An 18,339-nucleotide genomic window follows, 5' to 3' on the forward strand; every position below is an offset into this window, starting at 1 on the left:
CATGACGGGCGGCCTTTCGTGTTTCTGATGGTGTGGATCGTGATCGTCCAAATTGCAAGTTCGAAGCGGCTCGCCGTCGTCCTGTTTATCGGTCTACTTCTGGGTTCCTGCGCAGGCCGCCCGGAAGGCGTTCTCTTGCCGGTGAAAGAAACTTCGGCTAACGCATCAAAGGTAGATGTTCTGGTGGCAACGACCCGCAAGGCATCACCAGCGCCCGGCGTTCTGTTTTCCGGTGAACGGGGAAGAGAACCGCAATTGACGGAAATCGAGATTTCCATTCCACCGGATTCGAAGCGCAGCATAGGTCAGGTTCAATGGCCGACGCGCCTTCCTGCGGATCCATCGAAGGATTTTGCAACACTTTCCGTCAATGAAATGACGCCCGACAAGGCACGAGGCTGGGTGCGGGAACACCTGCCAAAAAGCCGTCGCGTGCTGATCTTCGTACATGGCTTCAACAATCGCTACGAAGATGCGGTCTATCGCTTTGCGCAGATCGTGCATGACAGTCGCGCGGATGTCGCACCTATCCTGTTCACCTGGCCATCACGCGGCAGTATCTTTGCCTATAACTACGACAAGGAGAGCACGAACTTCTCACGCGACGCGCTGGAAACCATGTTGCGCCGCGTATCCGAAGATCCCAAGGTCGGAGAAGTCACCATCATGGCTCATTCGATGGGCTCATGGTTGACCGTGGAAGCGCTTCGGCAGATGGCGATCCGAGACGGGCGCGTCAATCCAAAAATCCAGAACGTCATCCTTGCCTCTCCCGACCTTGATGTGGATGTCTTCGGCAGGCAGATGGATGAGATTGGGCCAAAGCGGCCGAAGTTCACGCTGTTCGTCTCTCAGGACGACCGAGCCCTCGCGCTGTCGAAGCGAATCTCCGGCAATGTCGATCGCCTCGGCCAGATCGATCCTCGTCAGGAGCCCTATCGCTCCAGGCTGGAGGAGGCCGGCATCACCGTGCTGGATCTGACCGCGCTGCAGGTCGGGGACAGGCTCAACCACGGGAAATTTGCCGAAAGTCCAGAAGTGGTCAAACTGCTTGGCAACCGCCTCATCGCGGGTCAGACGGTGACCGACTCCAAGGTCGGGCTCGGCGAAGGGCTTGGGGCCATCGCCATCGGAACGGCTCAAACCGTCGGAAACGCTGCCAGTGTTGCCGTCAGCACCCCGATCGCCATTTTCGATCCGAACACCCGGAGAAGTTATGGGGATCAGGTCGGCAGGCTTGGTGGATCACTGGGCGGCACCGTTCAATCGGCTGTCGGCCAATAAAACTAAATCGATTGAAAGCGACTTGATTTGCTCTGCAAAGCGAATAGGTTCCCACTCATCTCCAGACGAGCATGAGGAAGTACCATGCAAGCGATTGTCGATGCGCTGAAAGCGACCGTAACCCGCACGAATGCCACGGACCTGCGTGCTTCTTTTGCAAGAGATCCGGAGCGTTTCAGTTCCTTCAGCGCACGTTTCGATGATCTGCTGATGGATTTTTCAAAGTGCGCGGTGAATGACGAGATCATGGCGCTGCTTGAAAAGCTGTTCACAGAGGCGACGGTTGCGGAAAAGCGGGAAGAGATGTTTGCCGGAAAGGCCATCAATTTCACCGAAAACCGTGCCGTACTTCACACCGCTCTTCGCAATCGCTCCAACACGCCGGTGCTTGTGGACGGCAAGGATGTGATGCCGGACGTGAACGCAGTTCTGGATGCCATGGGCAAGTTTGCAGATGGCATCCGCTCAGGCGCGCTGAGGGGCGCGACCGGCAAGAAGATCACTGATGTCGTGAACATCGGCATTGGCGGCTCGGATCTCGGACCGGTGATGGCGACGCTTGCGCTTGCCCCGTTCCATGATGGGCCTCGCGCACATTTCGTTTCAAACGTGGATGGCGCGCATATTGCTGACACCCTGAAGCTGCTTGATGCCGAGACCACGCTCTTCATCATCGCATCCAAGACCTTCACGACCATCGAGACGATGACCAATGCGGCTACAGCGCGTGCCTTCATCGCCGACAAACTCGGCGAAGCGGCTGTGAAGCATCACTTCGCCGCTGTCTCGACCGCACTGGAAAAGGTCGCAGCCTTCGGTATCGAAAGCGACCGCATTTTCGGTTTCTGGGATTGGGTTGGCGGGCGCTATTCGATCTGGTCCGCTATCGGCCTGCCGTTGATGTTGGCCATTGGTCCGCAGAATTTCGGTCGCTTCCTGGATGGCGCCCATGCCATGGACAAGCATTTCCGGGAGGCGCCTGTGCGCGAAAATCTTCCGGCTTTGCTTGGTCTCATCGGCTTCTACCATCGCAATGTTCTGGACTATCCCTCCCGCGCCATTCTTCCCTACGATCAGCGGCTTTCCCGTTTTCCGGCCTATCTACAGCAACTGGATATGGAATCGAACGGCAAAGGCGTCACAATTGATGGTACGCCGGTCGAAGGGCAGTCCGGTCCGGTCGTTTGGGGTGAGCCTGGCACCAATGGGCAACATGCATTCTATCAGCTCATCCATCAGGGAACGAGCATAATCCCGGCAGAATTCATGGTGGCGGCAAAGGGTTTCGAGCCCAATCTGCGCCACCAGCACGAACTCCTGATCGCCAATTGCCTGGCGCAATCAGCGGCACTGATGAAAGGGCGCACGCTTGAGGAAGCCAAGGCGCAGCTTCTGAAATCCGGAATGGACGAAGCAAAAGCCGATCACATTGCGCCGCATCGCGTCTTTACCGGCAATCGGCCTTCGATCACCTTCGTCTATGATCAGCTGACGCCGTTCGCGCTCGGTCGCCTGATCGCGCTCTACGAACATCGCGTCTTCGTCGAGGGCGTTCTCTTCCGGATCAACTCCTTCGACCAGTGGGGCGTTGAACTCGGCAAGGAACTGGCAACCGGCCTCCTGCCAGTCGTTCAAGGTAAACAGGACACGGATGGACAGGATGCGTCCACAGCGGGCCTCGTGAAGGCGCTGCTCGGCTGAATGGGGCTATAGGCACAAACTGATGGGGCGGCAACCAATGGTCACCGCCCCTCTTCAACTTGATAAATGCAACAGTCAGAGACCGATCTCGTGCGCATAGGGCGGATTGGCCCCGGCGCGCGATACGGTCACAGCCGCGGCCCTGGCGCCAAGCACCAACGCATCTCGAACCGCCTGTTCGGACAGATTGGCAACCTTTTCCTTCGTCAGCAAATTCTGTCGCTTCAAGGAAGCAAGAATGCCAGCGTCGAAAGTATCGCCCGCACCAACCGTATCGACCACGGTAACGCGCTCTGCCGGGACAGCAACCTTGAAGGACTCCGTGTAACCAACAGCACCTTCCGCACCACGGGTGATGACAATCAGCTTGGCGCCCTGGCCGAGCCAGTATTTCGCAAGTTCATCGTGGTCGCCTTGCATGCCGAACCATTCCAGATCCTCGTCAGAGAATTTGATGATATCGGACATGGCCGCCATGCGCGCTACCCGACCGTGATGCTTCTCACGGTCCTTGATGAAGCCAGGTCGGATGTTGGGATCAAACGAAATGACGCGCTTGCGATACTCGCGCGCCATCAGGGTCTCATAGGTTTCTCCGCAAGGCTCCGGAATAAGGCTGATTGCGCCGAAATGCATGGCCTCAACCTCATCGCTCAATTCAGGCAAATCATCGCGCGACAGCATGCGGCCCGCAGTACCTTCGTCGTAAAAGGCATAGGTTGCGTGCCCGTTGACCAGCTTCACGAAGGCAATCGTGGTTGGACGCGAAGACGTTGCACAAAGGCGATAGTCCACATGGCTCTGCTTCAGCGTATCCCGCAGGATATCCCCCATCATGTCATCAGAAAGACCGGTGAAGAAGGCGGCTGGCTGACCGAGGCGACCAAGTGCTATGGCCGTATTAAAGATTGCACCACCTGCGTAGGGCGCAAAGCCGTTTTCTCCTCGCGTCGTTTCCCGCGGCAGCATGTCGATAAGCGCTTCACCACAGCACAAGATCATCGTAACCCTCCCATCGGGTCGACAGGACCCATTCAATCGATTAAATCAATCCATCGGAAAAATCCAGAACAATTAGACAACTGCTCTGGATTTGAGCTTTTATTCGTTATTTCTTGGGCAAGCCAAGCTCCGCCACGCCACCGTTGCGCGCAGACCAGGCAAGCGGCTGGTCAAGGAAGCTTTCGACCTCTCCAAGCGTCCCTTCACTGAAAAGCTGCTGCTGCTTTGCGACGGCAAGAACCTCGCGCCAAGTGGCGATGTGGTGCAACTGCACCTTGCCAGCGGCAAACCTCGCCTCGGCTTCGGGAAAAAAGCCGTAATAGAACAGAGCGATAGCGTGATCGACGATCCCGCCTGCGGCACGAATGGCATCGATGAACTGGAACATGCTGCCGCCGACCGTGGTCAGGTCCTCGATCACCAGAACCCGCGCACCTTCCGGCATGTGCCCCTCGATCTGGGCGTTGCGTCCATGCCCCTTTGGCTGTTTGCGCACGTAGATCATCGGCAAGGCCAGTCGCTCGGCAAGCAGTGCCGCAAAGGGAATGCCCGCTGTCTCTCCACCAGCAACGCAGTCGAACTGCTCGAAGCCGGCCCCGCGCGTGACGGCAGAGGCGGCAAAATCCATGATTGTCGAGCGAATGCGCGGGAAGGAAAGCAGCTTGCGGCAATCGATATAGACTGGGCTCGCCATGCCGGATGCCAGCTTGTAGGGCTGTTCCGGGCGGAAGTGAACGGCACCGATTTCCCAGAGCATCCTTGCCATCAGCTCAGCCATAACGGCGCGGTCTGGATAGGTTACCTGTATCATGTGCGATCTCCTTGCCCTGTTTTATGCGCCATAGCAGCAACCGGATTTGGACACCAGCAGGACATATGCCCGCAGACCGCAAAAGCCCTGCGTAAAAGACGTTTTCCACGCCGCCCTCATGCCAGAGATCGGCTTTCCGACATCTGCACCGTCAAATCCGGTTTGGCCAGCTCAATACGGTTACGCCCGCCCCGCTTGGCCTGATAGAGCGCCAGATCGGCCAGTCTGAGTATGGTGTCAAAATCGCTACCATCGCTTCGCCCATAGGCGATACCCGCACTGACCGTTGCCCGGATCGTATCGTTCAGCACCCTGATCTCCCGATCGGCGAAATGGCGCCTGACGCGCTCCGCGAGCCATTCGGCGTAACCGGGTGCGGCTGTTCGAATAACGGCGGCAAACTCCTCACCGCCCAAACGCGCCACCATGGTCAACCCAACACAATCGCGCAATTCGTCAGCCATAAGGCGGATAATCGCGTCACCGGCCGCATGACCAAATTGATCGTTGATGCTTTTGAACCGGTCGATATCGAAGACGACGACTGCCATTTCATGCGTGAAGTCTTTCTTCTCGTAGGCCTCAAAAAGAGCACGCCTGTTCGGAAGGCCGGTCAATGCGTCCGTCAGAGACTCCTTGCGATGGAATTCCGTCAGTCGCGCCTGATGCACCATCAGCGACATCGCGCCGATTCCGGTCATTCCCGCAATGCTGACGCCGATGTTCAGATTCTCCGCCCAGTTATCGGGTGCCTGACCCAACACCCATTGGCCTTCGACGGCGATTACAGACGCACAAAGCACGAAGGAAATCGCTGTGGCCGCATAGAGAAATGTCATACCGAGAAGCGGCCCCGGCGCTTCCGCCCTCGCAAGCCAATACTCGTAGGCCGTGGCAAACAGAATGATCGCAGCAGCCACGTTCAGGCTGACAAAGCCAAGCCCGTCCAGCCCAAAGAGAATGGGCGTGACTGTTACGGCGCCCGCGAGAATGGAAGAACGCAGAGCATAGCGCACCGGCGAGCAGCCAAGCCGAAACTGTCTGGAAGCGCCATAGATAGTGGCAAACCCCATCAACATCAGCAAGCAACACAGGATCGCGACTGGTTGAAGCGGCATCTCAGTGTAGTAGCTATAGGAAAAAATGCCCGGCACCAGGAATGCAAGGCCGATAACGCAGGTCAGCAGGAAGCCGTCCTGCCGGCGTGCCATCCAGGTACCAAGAAACGTCAGGAGCAGACACAGGGTCGAAACCCCTAACGAGATCAGAAGTGTTTGATAATCCAGCATCATGCCCGCTCCGAACAACGTCATCATACGTTTCTTCGCTGCGCAGGTTAGGGCGCAAGTCTATCGGAAAGGTTACTATCTAAGAATATTTGCAACCCTATACACCCGCGTCCCGCACCGCCCAATGAAGCGGGAATTGCGGATCGAACACCGTGATAAGACCCGCAGCAGTTTCAATCTTTGCCGGATAGGCCTGTGGCTCATCGCGCTTTTCCAGCACCATCACCTCTTCGTTGGGAGCAAGGCCGTACCATGCCGGTCCGTGCAGTGAGGAGAAAGCTTCGAGCTTATCCAAAGCGCCCTCATCCTCGAACACATGGGCAAGGCAGCTCATGGTGTTGATGGATGTATAAATGCCAGCGCAGCCACAGGAACATTCCTTCATACCATCCACATGCGGAGCAGAATCAGTGCCCAGGAAGAAACGGGTATCGCCGGATGTTGCCGCCTTCCGTAGAGCCTGACGGTCTGTTTCACGCTTGGCAATCGGCAGGCAATAGTAATGGGGACGAATACCGCCAACCAGAATCGTGTTTCGGTTGATGATGAGGTGATGCGTGGTGATGGATCCGGCAAGATTTCGGTCGCTTGCGAGAATGTAATCCACGCCGACCTTGCTCGTCACATGTTCCATCGTGACCTTCAACTCCGGGATACGCCGACGGATGACATCAAGCTTTTCTTCGATGAAGACCGCTTCGCGATCGAAGATATCGACTTCCGGCGTTGTGACTTCCCCATGAACGCAAAGGTTCAGCCCGACCTTAGCCATGCGCTCCAGTACCGGCATGACCTTGTCGATGTTGTGCACGCCGCCATGTGAATTCGTCGTAGCCCCGGCAGGATAGAGTTTTACTGCGGAGATGAGGCCGCTCTTCTTGCCCTCTTCGACGTCATTAGCGTCTGTATGTTCCGTCAAATAGAGCGTCATCAGCGGCTCAAAGCGATGCCCTGCCGGAACGGCATCAAGAATGCGCTCCCGATAGGCCTTTGCATCTGTGGTTGTCACGACCGGCGGCACCAGATTGGGCATGATGATGGCACGGGCAAAATGCCGTGACGTGTCACCGATAACGCCTGCAAGCACGGCGCCATCGCGCAGGTGGAGGTGCCAATCATCCGGGCGACGAATGCTGATGGTTTTCATGAGTGCCGTTCCGCTGTTCTGAGTTGCCATCGCAATAGCACCGACCAACAAAATCCGACAACTGTCTCTTTTCGTTTTTTGGTACGCCTGCGACACGATGGATCAAGGACAATCAGCAAGACGTGATCCAGACCGATCTTAAGGAACCGTTACGCAAGGAAAGCGTTCGTTAACCAACCAAGTCAAGAGACAAGATCAACGACCGGAGAGAAGAATGACAATGCGTTCTTCCAGCATCAAGAAATTAAGCCTCGCTTTCGCAAGCAGCGCCATCGCTTTAGGCGGACTGACAATGAACCTGCATGCCGAGCAGCAAGCTTTGGGAGGGGTTTCGCTCGTCATGCAGGAACAATGCGACAAGATGGCGGGCAGCCCTTACGATCGCAGCCGGAACCAGGCCTATCAGCCTGTCAGCATCGAACAGATCGACACCAATGCGGTCAACGCATGCTCCATAGCTTTCAAAGATACCGGCAACCCCCGTTTTGCATTTCAGCTTGGACGCGCTTTGAACAGGACGGAACAGGCGGATGCAGCAATGGCCGCCTATGAAACTGCGGTAAAGGCCGATTATTCTGCAGCGAAGGTCAATCTCGGCATGCTGCTGGGTCGTATTGGCGACCAGGCCTCCGAGTTCCGTATGTACTCGCAGGCCGCCGAAGCAGGCAATGTGCTTGCAGCCTACAATCTGGGTGTGGCCTACCGTGACGGTCTTGGCACCGATCCAGACGCCGCCAAGGCAATCCATTGGTTCGAGTTCGCCGCTGCAAATGGCGACGACATCGCTGCCTTCAATCTCGGTGCCATCTACGACGAAGGACAGATGGTGCCGGAAGATAACCAGATGGCAATTGCATGGTACGATCTTGCTGCAAAACGCGGCAACAAGGATGCCATGATCAACCTAGGCATCATGTTTGAATCTGGTGAAGGCATTGCTGCCAATGCGCAGAAGGCCGCTGAACTCTACGCGCAGGCGGCATCGCTTGGCGATAAATTCGGAGCGCAGAAACTCGCAGAAATGCAGGCTGCCGGGGTGGCTTCCCAACCCTCCCCCGAAGTCGCATCAACTGGCAGCGGCTTCGACATGCTGGTGCTCGGCCCCGGCGATGTGACCATATCGTCGTCGCTGGTGGATATTTAAGGTATCAGTCCGGAATATCGCCAGCGGATGGCCCCCAGACATCTGTCATCGCAAACCCACGCGCCAGTGGATCGAACGGGTCGAGGGCCACTGTCTGCTGGCCGAATGTGAAGCCTCGACCACTGATCGTCGGGATGATTGCCGGTCTTCCGGCCACCATGGTCTCGGCTGCCAACCCTACGCGGAATTCCGAATTGATGATGGAACGAGAGGTCAACGTATCCCCCACCTTGACCTTACCACGCGCATAGAGGGTTGCGAGGTTGGCGGAATTGCCCGTACCGCAAGGCGAGCGGTCCGCCCTACCCGGCCACATTGTCGTGCAGGTGCGGATGGTTCCGTCAGGATCGATGTCGCGAAACATCACATAGGCAATGCCGGAAACAGCTGGAATTTCCGGATGCACCACTGGGAACGCGGCATTGACGAGAGCCTTGAGTTCCATGCCTGCAGATACGAGAGCAGCCGCGTTTTTCTTTTCGATAGTCAGCCCAAGCTGTTGCACATCCACCAGCGCGTAGAATACGCCGCCGTAGGAGATGTCCAGCGAAATTTGTCCCCATTTCGTATCGAGGCTGACATCCAGCTCGTGAACGAAGGATGGTACCATCGTGAGCTCTACGCGTTCACATCGTCCATCATGGCAGGTGGCTTTTGCCCGAACGAGACCTGCAGCCGTTTCCAGAACCACGATAGTTTCAGGTTCCTGCATTTCCACGATACCGGCCTCAAGCAGCGCTGTCGTAACGCAGATGGAATTCGACCCGGAACTGGCATGCGCCTGATCAGGCTGAAGGATGATGAATGCTGCGTCTGCATCCGGATGAATTGGCGGCAGCAGGAGATTGACAGAACCGATCGGATTTCCACGCGGCTCAAGACACAGGAACCGCCTGAGGTCTTGCCCCTTTGGATCGGAATTCAACCATGCCAGCTTGTCGGCGATGGTCGCGCCCGGAATCTTCGGCACTCCCCCGATAGCGACCTTGCCGATTTCCCCCTCGGCATGAACGTCAAGAAGCTGCATCGTTCGTTTCCAGCGCATGGCCGCCCACTCCTGATATATCTGTTGGGGCGACATTAATCCGAAGCCGAAGCGAGGGAAATCGCAGACTGACGCCTTTCGGCATTTTTCTGATCGCACTCCCAGCAACCTCGGCATTGCATTCCGCAACAGTGTGCGCCATTCCAAAGAAATGACTTATTTCGAAACGCAACTTCTCGCCCTTTTCGAGACCGCCGCCTTGCGAGCCGGACGGATCATTCTCGACATTTATGAACGCGGTTGCGAGGTCGAGACAAAGAACGATGCTTCGCCGGTCACGGAAGCAGATATAGCCGCAGAGGCGGAGATCCTGGCAGTTCTTGCGCCTGCCTTGGTCGATATTCCTGTGATTGCCGAGGAGCAGATGTCCCAGGGCATTCAGCCGGACATCAGCGCCGGACGGTTCCTACTGATCGATCCTCTGGATGGGACGCGCGAATTCATCAGCCGCAATGGCGAATTCACCGTCAACATTGCCCTCGTTGAACATGGGGTGCCGGTGGCGGGTATCGTTTACGCTCCAGTTCTGGCGACAGCCTATATCGGTGGAGCGTCAGGCGCATGGAAGCTTGCCATTGGCGAGAACGATGAGGTCCTGGAGCGCACCCGCATCCGTGTCCGGCTTCGTGAAACGCCGCCGGTTGCGCTGACCAGTCGCTCGCATCGCGACGCCTTTATTGGTCCCTTTCTGGATTCGCTTGGCGTGAAAGATTGCCGCATTGTCGGCTCATCTCTGAAATTCGGTGTCCTGGCGGAAGGCGCGGCAGATCTATACGCGCGATACAATCGAACCATGGAATGGGATACCGCAGCAGGCGATGCAGTTCTACGTGCCGCCGGCGGCATGACCTTGACTGCCGACGGCACCCCCCTGAAATACGGGAAGACGGGCCAGAGTGGCGATGCCGATTTCGCCAATTCGGGCTTTTTTGCCTGGGGACAGCCCCCTGTCGACTGTCCCCCTTCAGACAGCAACTGAGTGGCGCGCAGCGTTGCGTCCAAGATATTGATCGAAACCGGCGGCAATGGTTCGCACGAAGACCCGACCGGCTTCATTGACTTCAAAACGGTCGCCATCGAAGCTGATGAACCCATCCTGATCCTGCTGTTGAAGACGAGCGGCATCGGCCAATAGAACATCCGCAGCCGCGCCATGTTCACGGCGAAGATCGCGCATGGAGAAGCCGTAAGAGCACATCAACTGCTCAATAGCGCTTCCGACGACACGATCAGTCACCGTCAGTTCGATGCCTTTATCGATGGGAAGCCGGCCCTCGTTCACGGCGCGCATATATTCGCCAGTCGCCACGATGTTCTGTGCGTAACCGGCTTGCACCTTGCCGATGGCTGAGGCACCTAGACCAATCAGGCTCGGCGCGCCATCTGTGGTGTAACCCTGAAAATTGCGCTTTACTTCGCCTGCGTCGAGCGCGGCAGCGAGACTGTCCCCCGGCTTGGCGAAATGGTCGATCCCGACGGCGAGGTATCCTTCAGCCGTGACCATGTCACTGATAAGCTGCTGCATGGCGAAACGCTCCTCGACACCCGCCAGCGCTTTCTCGTCGATCAAGGTCTGGTGCTTCTTCATCCACGGCACATGGGCATAGCCAAAGATTGCAAACCGTTCGGGCTGCATGGACAATGCCATCGTGAGCGTTTTCTCCAGACTGGAGCGTGTCTGATGCGGCAAGCCATAGACGACATCGAGGTTGATGCCGCCGACCTCCAAGTCTCTCAGAAGCGAGACAATCATATGCGTCTGCTCGAAGGATTGCGGGCGGTTGATCGCCGCCTGCACCTTTGGGTCAAAATCCTGTACACCGACGCTTGCACGCGTGACACCGAAGGCCCGCCAGCCTTCCAGCTTCTCGCGATCCACGAAACCAGGATCGATCTCGACACTGATCTCTGCACCGGACTCCACATCGAAATGTTGATCCAGCACCTGACGGACACGCATGAGATCCGCGATCGACAGAATGGTTGGCGAGCCGCCGCCGAAATGAATGCTGGCGACTTTCCGCCGTTTTGGCAGATTTTGCGCAACAAGAGCAATTTCGGCGAGCAGAGCATCTACATAGCCCGCGACAGGATCGTAACGCCTGGTCTGCTTGGTGTGGCAGCCGCAATACCAACAGAGCCGATCACAAAACGGGATATGCAGATAGAGTGAAAGACCTGTTTCCCCGTCCTCGCGTGCAAGCCAATGGGCATAGGTTGCGCCGTTTACGCCCGTATGGAAATGGGGCGCAGTCGGATAACTGGTGTAACGGGGAACCGCGATAGCGTAGCGACGGATGAGTTCTGGCTGCATGGAATGTTCCTTTTGCAGCGACATTAGAAGCTCGGAGCCGCCATTCCTTGATCAAGATCAAGTGGAATGGAAGCATCCTTAAGAAGCCGCTATAACGAGCGTGCCATGGATATTTCGCGCCTCGACATTCACAACTCCGATATTCCCGAACTTTGCAAAAGCTGCGAGGTTCGCCACAAAGGCATGTGCGGCGCCCTGAACGCGATGGAGCTAACGTTTCTTTCGAAACACACACGGCAAATCAGCCAGCCCGCCGGTGAGGAACTGGTTGGCGAAAGCACCGATATCGATGCCTATGACAACATCATCCGGGGTGTGGTGAAACTCTCCAAGACGCTCGAAGATGGCCGCCAACAAATTGTGGGATTGCAATTCGCGCCGGATCTCGTCGGTAGGCTCTATGCCAGCGAAAGCCCGATGACCGCTGAAGCCGCATCGGATGTGGATGTCTGCCGTGTACCGCGGCGCATTCTGGAAAGACTGATCGACGGAAACCCGGAACTTCGCAAAAGACTAATGGATCAGTCGCTGCGTGAACTGGATGAGGCACGCGACTGGATGGTAACGCTCGGCCGCAAGACCGCTGCCGAAAAAGTTGCCAGTCTGCTTCTGCTGATTGCCACGCATCTGGATCCGGACGCAGAAGGGGAGAAACGGGTTTTCGATCTCCCCGTCTCGCGCCTGGATATCGCCGATTATCTCGGCCTGACGATTGAAACCGTCTCCCGCCAGCTTTCAAAGCTCAAGGGCGAGAAGGTCATCTCGATTACCGCAAACCGCCACATAGAGGTTCTTAGTTTTACTAAATTGCGCGTTCGGGCGGGGTAAGATAAGCGGGCGACGTTTTGCCATTCGTTTGATCAAGATCAAAAAATAAGCATTGCGCTGTTCAACAGGCGTGCGCGACGACTGCTGCCTGTCTAACGGATAGGCATTTTTTGACCATTTGATAAATTTTTTTGATCGCCGAAACTTAACCATTTGTTTTACAATCACTATTTCATCTGGCACGCGGATTGCAAAACCTTCTGCAGCGGGTCTCGGACCCTTGAGCGACAGAAGGAGTAAGTCTCATGGAAATCGGTGTCTTCATTCCAATCGGCAACAATGGCTGGCTGCTCTCGGAAAATGCGCCGCAATACAAGCCAAGCTTCGAGCTCAACAAGGAAATCACGCTCCGGGCAGAGAAGTACGGCTTCGACTTTGCGCTCTCGATGATCAAGCTGCGTGGATTTGGCGGAAAGACGGAGTTCTGGGACTATAATCTGGAAAGCTTTACACTGATGGCGGGTCTTGCCGCGGTCACCTCCAAGATCAAGCTCTTCGGCACGGCCGCTACGCTCATCATGCCGCCGGCCATCGTCGCACGGATGGCAACCACGATCGATTCCATTTCGGGCGGACGGTTTGGCGTCAACCTCGTCACGGGCTGGCAGCGGCCGGAATACAGCCAGATGGGACTGTGGCCGGGAGATGACTATTTCTCCGACCGGTACGAATATCTTTCGGAATACACCACAGTCCTCAAGGATTTGCTGACGACAGGTCAGTCCGACCTGAAGGGCAAATATTTCCAGATGGATGATTGCCGGATGAAGCCGGTGCCGCAGGGCGATGTTAAGCTGATCTGCGCCGGTTCCTCGAATTCAGGCATGGCGTTCTCGGCACAGTTTGCAGACTACAGCTTCTGCTTCGGCGTTGGCGTCAACACGCCCAAGGCCTTTGCACCTACCAATGAGCGGCTTCTGGCCGCCACGCAAAAGACAGGTCGTGAAGTGCGCTCCTTCGTGTTGACCATGGTGATTGCGGAAGAAACGACAGAAGCCGCCTTCGCCAAGTGGGAGCACTACAAGGCAGGTGCGGATGAAGAAGCTATAAAGTGGCTTGGCCTGCAGAGTGCCGCCGACACCAAATCCGGCTCCGATACCAATGTGCGCCATATGTCCAACCCGGTCTCCGCCGTCAACATCAACATGGGTACGCTGATCGGCTCCTATGCGGAAGTGGCAGCCATGCTGGACGAGATGAGCGAAGTGCCCGGCACCGGCGGCGTCATGCTGACCTTCGACGACTTTTTGGAAGGCATCGAAAAGTTTGGCCAGTTCGTCCAGCCGCTGATGAAGAGCCGCGCCCACATTCAATCCATGTTGGAGGCCGCCGAATGAGCGAGAGGGTTGTTGCAGGATACCAGCCTCGCCCGGAACTGACCAAGAGCGTGACACTTCCGGCCCGACCAGAACCGATTTCGCTGAAGCCGTCTGAAACTGCCGTCGTGGTGGTGGACATGCAGAATGCCTATTCCACCGAAGGCGGCTATGTGGATCTCGCGGGCTTCGATATCTCAGGCGCCAAAGGGACGATTTCCAACATCAAGAAGACACTCGATGCGGCGCGCGCGGCGGGCGTTCTGGTTGTTTATTTCCAGAACGGCTGGGACAAGGACTATGTGGAGGCTGGCGGCCCCGGCTCACCCAACTGGCACAAATCCAACGCGCTGAAGACCATGCGCAAGCGCCCGGAGCTTCAAGGTCAGTTGCTTGCCAAGGGTACCTGGGATTACGCCATCGTGGACGAGCTTCAGCCGCAGCCCGGGGACATTCTGGTGCCGAAGACGCGCTATTCCGGTTTCTTCAACACCAATATGGACAGTGTCCTGCGCGCCCGCGGCATCCGTAACCTCGTCTTTGTCGGCATTGCCACCAATGTCTGCGTGGAAAGCTCGCTGCGGGACGCTTTCCACCTCGAATATTTCGGCGTGATGCTGGAGGATGCGACCCATCATCTTGGGCCAGACTTCATTCAGCAGGCCACCGTCTACAACGTCGAGAAATTCTTTGGCTGGGTTTCGACCGTCAATGATTTCTGCGGCGCGATCGGTCAGGCAGCACCCGCCGAAGCCGCCGAATAATATCCATCACATCAGGAGAGAGATCATGCCGAAAACTATCGTCGTTCCCGAAGGCACGCAGAAGCCCATCGCCCCCTATTCGCCCGGCACGCTGGCCGATGGCGTACTGTACGTGTCGGGCACCCTTCCCTTCGACAAGAACAACGATGTTGTTCACGTGGGTGATGCGGCCGCACAGACCCGCCATGTGCTGGAAACCATCAAATCCGTTATCGAGACTGCGGGCGGCACGATGGAAGATGTCACCATGAACCACATCTTCCTCACCGACTGGGCCAATTATCAGGCGATCAACAAGGTCTATGCCGAATATTTCCCCGGCGAAAAACCCGCCCGCTACTGCGTACAGTGCGGGCTGGTGAAGCCGGATGCGCTGGTGGAAATCGCCACTGTTGCGCATATCGGAACGAAGTAAACCGATCGCCTCCCCTTCGCGCGTGCGGCCGGGGGAGGCTCCATATCCATTTCAGCCAAGAGCACCCGATGCATTACGAGATCCACGGCCTGACCGAGCCAGATGCGCCAACCATTCTGCTTTCCTCTGGACTCGGCGGCTCAGGCGCCTACTGGGCACCACAGATCCCGGCGCTCTCCAAGCGTTTCCGTGTCATTACCTACGATCATCGTGGGTGCGGAAATACAGGCGGCGAGGTTCCAGTGACAGGCGGCATCGCGGCCATGGCCGATGATGTGCTGGAGATCGTTGAAGCTCTTGGCCTTACACGCTTTGATTTCATGGGTCATGCGCTGGGCGGGCTGATCGGCCTCGACATCGCTCTTCGCAGGCCCGACCTCATCGAAAAACTCATTCTGATCAATGCATGGAGCAAGGCCGATCCGCACTCCGGCCGATGCTTTGATGTACGCCTCGAACTGCTGGAAAAGTCTGGTGTGCCTGCCTTCGTGAAGGCACAGCCCCTGTTTTTATATCCTTCCTGGTGGATGAGCGAAAACGCCGAACGGCTTGCCCGGGATGATGCGCATGGCATCACACACTTTCAGGGCAAAGAAAACGTGACGCGGCGCATTGCAGCACTTCGTGCCTTCGATGTGGATACAAAGCTTGATCGCATCTCCTGCAAGACCTTCGTCATGGCAACAAAAGACGACCTGCTGGTACCGTTCACCCGGTCTGTGCGGCTTGACCAGGGACTGACCCATTCGACCCTGTCTGTCTGGGACCATGGAGGTCACGCCATGAACATTACCCTGTCGGATCGCTTCAATGCCGAGGTCGGGGAATTTCTTTCATCTTAAACAAGCTGTGAAAGTTTGAGAGCCACGCCATTGAACCTTAACGCTGCTTCCTCCGTAACATTCAAGACTACTGCCCCTCTGGAGACATCCGAAATGCCCGCTTCGCCTCAACTTCTCTCCTCCACCGAGACTGACATGCGCCAGATTTTCCGAGATGCCATGGCGCGTCTGGCTGCTGCGGTCACCATCGTGACCACGGATGGGGATGGTGGCCGGGCGGGTTTTGCGGCAACAGCCGTATGTTCTGTGTCTGACTCTCCTCCCATGCTTCTCGTGTGCCTCAACAAGGGGTCTTCCGCCTACCCGGCGGTTGCGGCCAATCAAGCAATCTGCGTCAACATTCTGGCCAGCGAACATGAGAGCCTCAGCCGCCTCTTCGGCGGCAAGACACCGGTAGACGAACGTTTCGCGGCGGCAACCTGGTCTCGGACAGAGACGGGCTGCCTACGTCTGGAGGGAGCGCTTGCGAGTTTCGACTGCACGATCTCCTCTGTCGCCGATGGCGGAACTCATGACGTCCTTTTCTGCTCTGTCGAAACGATCGATATCCGGAGCGAGGGCCAAGGCCTTATCTATTTCGATCGCGCTTACAAGACGGTGTGATCATTCACGGCATGAACGGCAGCTAAATGGCGTCTTCAGACGCCATTCCGCATCGGCCAACTAAAAAGAAAGCGTTCAATGGCGGAACGATCCGCACAAGGAGACGCTTTCATGATCCGCAAAACTCTCATCGCTCTTGCAGCCCTGACCAGCCTCACCGCGGCTGTGCCGGCCTTGGCCAACGATGTCCGGATCGATCAATACGGATGGTCCAATTCCGCTGGCGGCACGCAGCATGGATCCTGGAACCGCATAAGATCCTACCAGAACGGCTACGGCAACTCGTCGGCCTCTCACCAGCGTGGCTACGACAACCTCTCCGTCACGGGCCAGGACGGCAACCGCAATTCCGCAAGCACCTATCAGACCGGAAACCGCAACAGCGCAGGTGTCGGCCAGTTCGGCTCCGGTCACCAGACGATCCTGACCCAGGATGGCAATGGCAATATCGCTGCCGGTGTTCAGGTGGGCCGTGGCTGTAGCGCAAATGTAGCGCAGGCCGGCAGCGGCAATATCGCTGCCTTCGTCCAGTCCTGCGACTGACGCCAACCCAAACCTGTTCAAACGCTTCCCGCCCACAGAGCCAGTTTGTTTGGAGAATGGCCATGTTCATCAATACCAATGCCAAGAGCACCGTCGTCGTCGCCCTACTGCTCGCCGCAGTGGGCGGAACGGCAGGGCTTGCCATCGCGGGCTCAAGCAAGGGTCCGCTACGCTGCGAGTTGCGCGTCACGAAATCCGGCGGAAACATTACACTGGAAGCTCTCGCCTTCTCGGACAAAAGCATTGAGGGCACCTACCGTCTGATGGTGGATAGATCTGGTCAAGGCGGCAATAGCGTGATTCAGCAAGGCGGCCCTTTCAATGTGGACGCCGCGAAAGCCAGCTCTCTCGGCCTGGTGTCACTCGGCACAGGTTCCAGCTACGATGCACGACTGGAAGTCAAGGGTGGCGGGACAAGCGTCAAATGTACGGAAACGGTCGGCGCGGGGGTCTGAACTCCTGCCAAAAGAAAATTGTTGATCCGGCTTCCAGGAGCCGGATTTTCTTTTTGAGTTCATTTGCGGATTGGCACTTCTAACGGCGACCGGGCTTGCCCGACATGAAGTTAAACGGCAGCTAAACATCGGGTTCCGCAGCCATTCAGCCATGGCAGTGCAATCTCTCTTCAGGCTCAGATCAAGGAGAGACCGACGATGAACCGCCTGCTGAAGACACCCGTAGCCGCTCTTGCTTTGGCAGCCCTTTCCCTGTCGCTTGGCACGCAAACGCCCGCCCATGCTGGAGGATCGGTCTCTTTCACGCTCAACCCTTCGCGGGATCAGGGTGGAGACCTGCTTTCAACGGGCGTACGCCTCTACTCCATGTACCGAGGATTGAAGCAAGGAGAGATCCGGCAGGATGGTTCACATAATGAAGCTGGTGTCGTCCAGAACGGGAGAGACAATGTCGGATTCATCCGGCAGCGCGGCAGCGACCACTCTGCGACACTGCGCCAGAACGGCGACGAGAATGCCTACGGAATATTTCAGTACGGTCGCGGAGCGGTGGCAAACGTCGAGCAGCGCGGTCAAGAAAGCGGCCTGACGTTCAGCTACGGATGGCGATAATCTGCCCGCGTGCTATCAAAATCATTGGAAGAAGAATGGCGCACCCGAAGAGATTCGAACTCCTGACCCCCAGATTCGTAGTCTGGTGCTCTATCCAGCTGAGCTACGGGTGCTTGCCTCACCGACTGTCCGTCGGCGTTGGCGATCCTCTAAAGCGTTACGTTTCGGATTGCAAGCGCTTTTGAAAAATCAGGCGTCATTTTCTTGAAATATATGAGCAAGGT

The 18,339-nt window shown here is 56.8% G+C and carries 19 protein-coding genes and 1 tRNA gene; 13 read left to right on the top strand and 7 right to left on the bottom strand.

The features are described from left to right. Nucleotides 1-135: 135 nt before the first annotated feature. Together E8M78_RS15125 and pgi are read left to right on the top strand one after the other, a co-directional pair. Nucleotides 136-1,284 carry an alpha/beta hydrolase gene (locus E8M78_RS15125; RefSeq protein ID WP_246658350.1) on the top strand — a complete coding sequence of 383 codons (1,149 nt, stop codon included), beginning with the start codon at nt 136-138 and terminating at the stop codon, nt 1,282-1,284. An 84-nt stretch (nt 1,285-1,368) separates the two neighbouring features. Beyond that, a complete protein-coding gene (pgi, locus tag E8M78_RS15130) occupies nt 1,369-2,985 on the top strand; it encodes a glucose-6-phosphate isomerase (RefSeq protein ID WP_137135783.1) in 1,617 nt (538 codons plus the stop codon). Nucleotides 2,986-3,060: 75 nt separating this feature from the next. Here the strand turns inward: pgi and E8M78_RS15135 are convergent, their stop codons facing one another. The 4 genes from E8M78_RS15135 to pyrC form a co-directional block, all read right to left on the bottom strand. Further along, nucleotides 3,061-3,987, bottom strand: a complete 927-nt coding sequence (locus tag E8M78_RS15135; RefSeq protein ID WP_137135784.1) for a carbohydrate kinase — start codon at nt 3,985-3,987, stop codon at nt 3,061-3,063. Between the two features lie 106 nt (nt 3,988-4,093). Then, on the bottom strand, nt 4,094-4,798 hold the full coding sequence (locus tag E8M78_RS15140) for an orotate phosphoribosyltransferase (protein WP_137135785.1): 705 nt from the start codon (nt 4,796-4,798) through the stop codon (nt 4,094-4,096). 116 nt (nt 4,799-4,914) lie between these two features. Further along, nucleotides 4,915-6,090, bottom strand: coding sequence for a GGDEF domain-containing protein (locus tag E8M78_RS15145; protein ID WP_137135955.1), 1,176 nt, complete (start codon nt 6,088-6,090; stop codon nt 4,915-4,917). A gap of 94 nt (nt 6,091-6,184) precedes the next feature. Beyond that, nucleotides 6,185-7,234, bottom strand: coding sequence for a dihydroorotase (pyrC, locus tag E8M78_RS15150; RefSeq protein WP_137135956.1), 1,050 nt, complete (start codon nt 7,232-7,234; stop codon nt 6,185-6,187). Between the two features lie 214 nt (nt 7,235-7,448). On the opposite strand from pyrC, the gene E8M78_RS15155 reads away from it, so the two are divergent. Beyond that, nucleotides 7,449-8,378 carry a tetratricopeptide repeat protein gene (locus tag E8M78_RS15155; RefSeq protein WP_137135786.1) on the top strand — a complete coding sequence of 310 codons (930 nt, stop codon included), beginning with the start codon at nt 7,449-7,451 and terminating at the stop codon, nt 8,376-8,378. A gap of 4 nt (nt 8,379-8,382) precedes the next feature. Here E8M78_RS15155 and E8M78_RS15160 read toward each other — a convergent pair whose 3' ends face one another. Continuing rightward, the gene (locus E8M78_RS15160; RefSeq protein ID WP_137135787.1) at nt 8,383-9,423 is read right to left on the bottom strand and encodes a proline racemase family protein; all 1,041 of its coding nucleotides are present in this window, start codon (nt 9,421-9,423) and stop codon (nt 8,383-8,385) included. Between the two features lie 151 nt (nt 9,424-9,574). On the opposite strand from E8M78_RS15160, the gene cysQ reads away from it, so the two are divergent. Then, nucleotides 9,575-10,402 (top strand): 3'(2'),5'-bisphosphate nucleotidase CysQ, encoded by an 828-nt coding sequence (gene cysQ / locus E8M78_RS15165; RefSeq protein WP_137135788.1) that lies wholly within the window; start codon nt 9,575-9,577, stop codon nt 10,400-10,402. Here cysQ and hemN read toward each other — a convergent pair. Then, complete coding sequence (hemN, locus tag E8M78_RS15170) at nt 10,388-11,737, bottom strand: oxygen-independent coproporphyrinogen III oxidase (RefSeq protein ID WP_137135789.1); 1,350 nt, start codon at nt 11,735-11,737, stop codon at nt 10,388-10,390. The genes cysQ and hemN overlap by 15 nt on opposite strands. A 105-nt stretch (nt 11,738-11,842) precedes the next feature. Between hemN and E8M78_RS15175 the strand changes: the two genes are divergently transcribed. From E8M78_RS15175 to E8M78_RS15215, 9 genes are all read left to right on the top strand, one after another. Further along, nucleotides 11,843-12,565, top strand: coding sequence for a helix-turn-helix domain-containing protein (locus E8M78_RS15175; protein ID WP_205910242.1), 723 nt, complete (start codon nt 11,843-11,845; stop codon nt 12,563-12,565). Between the two features lie 245 nt (nt 12,566-12,810). Beyond that, entirely contained in the window at nt 12,811-13,902 is a 1,092-nt protein-coding gene (gene rutA / locus E8M78_RS15180; protein ID WP_137135790.1) for a pyrimidine utilization protein A, read from the top strand. Further along, the gene (gene rutB, locus E8M78_RS15185) at nt 13,899-14,645 is read left to right on the top strand and encodes a pyrimidine utilization protein B (protein ID WP_137135791.1); all 747 of its coding nucleotides are present in this window, start codon (nt 13,899-13,901) and stop codon (nt 14,643-14,645) included. Before rutA ends, rutB begins: the two co-directional genes overlap by 4 nt. Nucleotides 14,646-14,670: 25 nt before the next feature. Next, a complete protein-coding gene (gene rutC, locus E8M78_RS15190; RefSeq protein WP_137135792.1) occupies nt 14,671-15,060 on the top strand; it encodes a pyrimidine utilization protein C in 390 nt (129 codons plus the stop codon). Between the two features lie 68 nt (nt 15,061-15,128). Continuing rightward, nucleotides 15,129-15,902, top strand: coding sequence for a pyrimidine utilization protein D (gene rutD / locus E8M78_RS15195; protein WP_137135793.1), 774 nt, complete (start codon nt 15,129-15,131; stop codon nt 15,900-15,902). A 93-nt stretch (nt 15,903-15,995) separates the two neighbouring features. Further along, nucleotides 15,996-16,505, top strand: coding sequence for a flavin reductase (locus tag E8M78_RS15200; RefSeq protein WP_137135794.1), 510 nt, complete (start codon nt 15,996-15,998; stop codon nt 16,503-16,505). Nucleotides 16,506-16,616: 111 nt separating this feature from the next. Further along, nucleotides 16,617-17,048, top strand: coding sequence for a curlin (locus tag E8M78_RS15205; protein ID WP_137135795.1), 432 nt, complete (start codon nt 16,617-16,619; stop codon nt 17,046-17,048). Between the two features lie 62 nt (nt 17,049-17,110). Then, the gene (csgH, locus tag E8M78_RS15210) at nt 17,111-17,503 is read left to right on the top strand and encodes a curli-like amyloid fiber formation chaperone CsgH (RefSeq protein WP_137135796.1); all 393 of its coding nucleotides are present in this window, start codon (nt 17,111-17,113) and stop codon (nt 17,501-17,503) included. A gap of 198 nt (nt 17,504-17,701) precedes the next feature. Then, nucleotides 17,702-18,115 (top strand): curlin, encoded by a 414-nt coding sequence (locus E8M78_RS15215; protein WP_137135797.1) that lies wholly within the window; start codon nt 17,702-17,704, stop codon nt 18,113-18,115. A 36-nt stretch (nt 18,116-18,151) separates the two neighbouring features. On the opposite strand, the gene E8M78_RS15220 is transcribed toward E8M78_RS15215, so the two are convergent. After that, a tRNA-Arg gene (locus E8M78_RS15220) sits at nt 18,152-18,228 on the bottom strand. Nucleotides 18,229-18,339: the final 111 nt, after the last annotated feature.

The organism is Rhizobium sp. FKY42, assembly GCF_005222835.1.
Taxonomy (GTDB): Bacteria; Pseudomonadota; Alphaproteobacteria; order Rhizobiales; family Rhizobiaceae; genus Neorhizobium.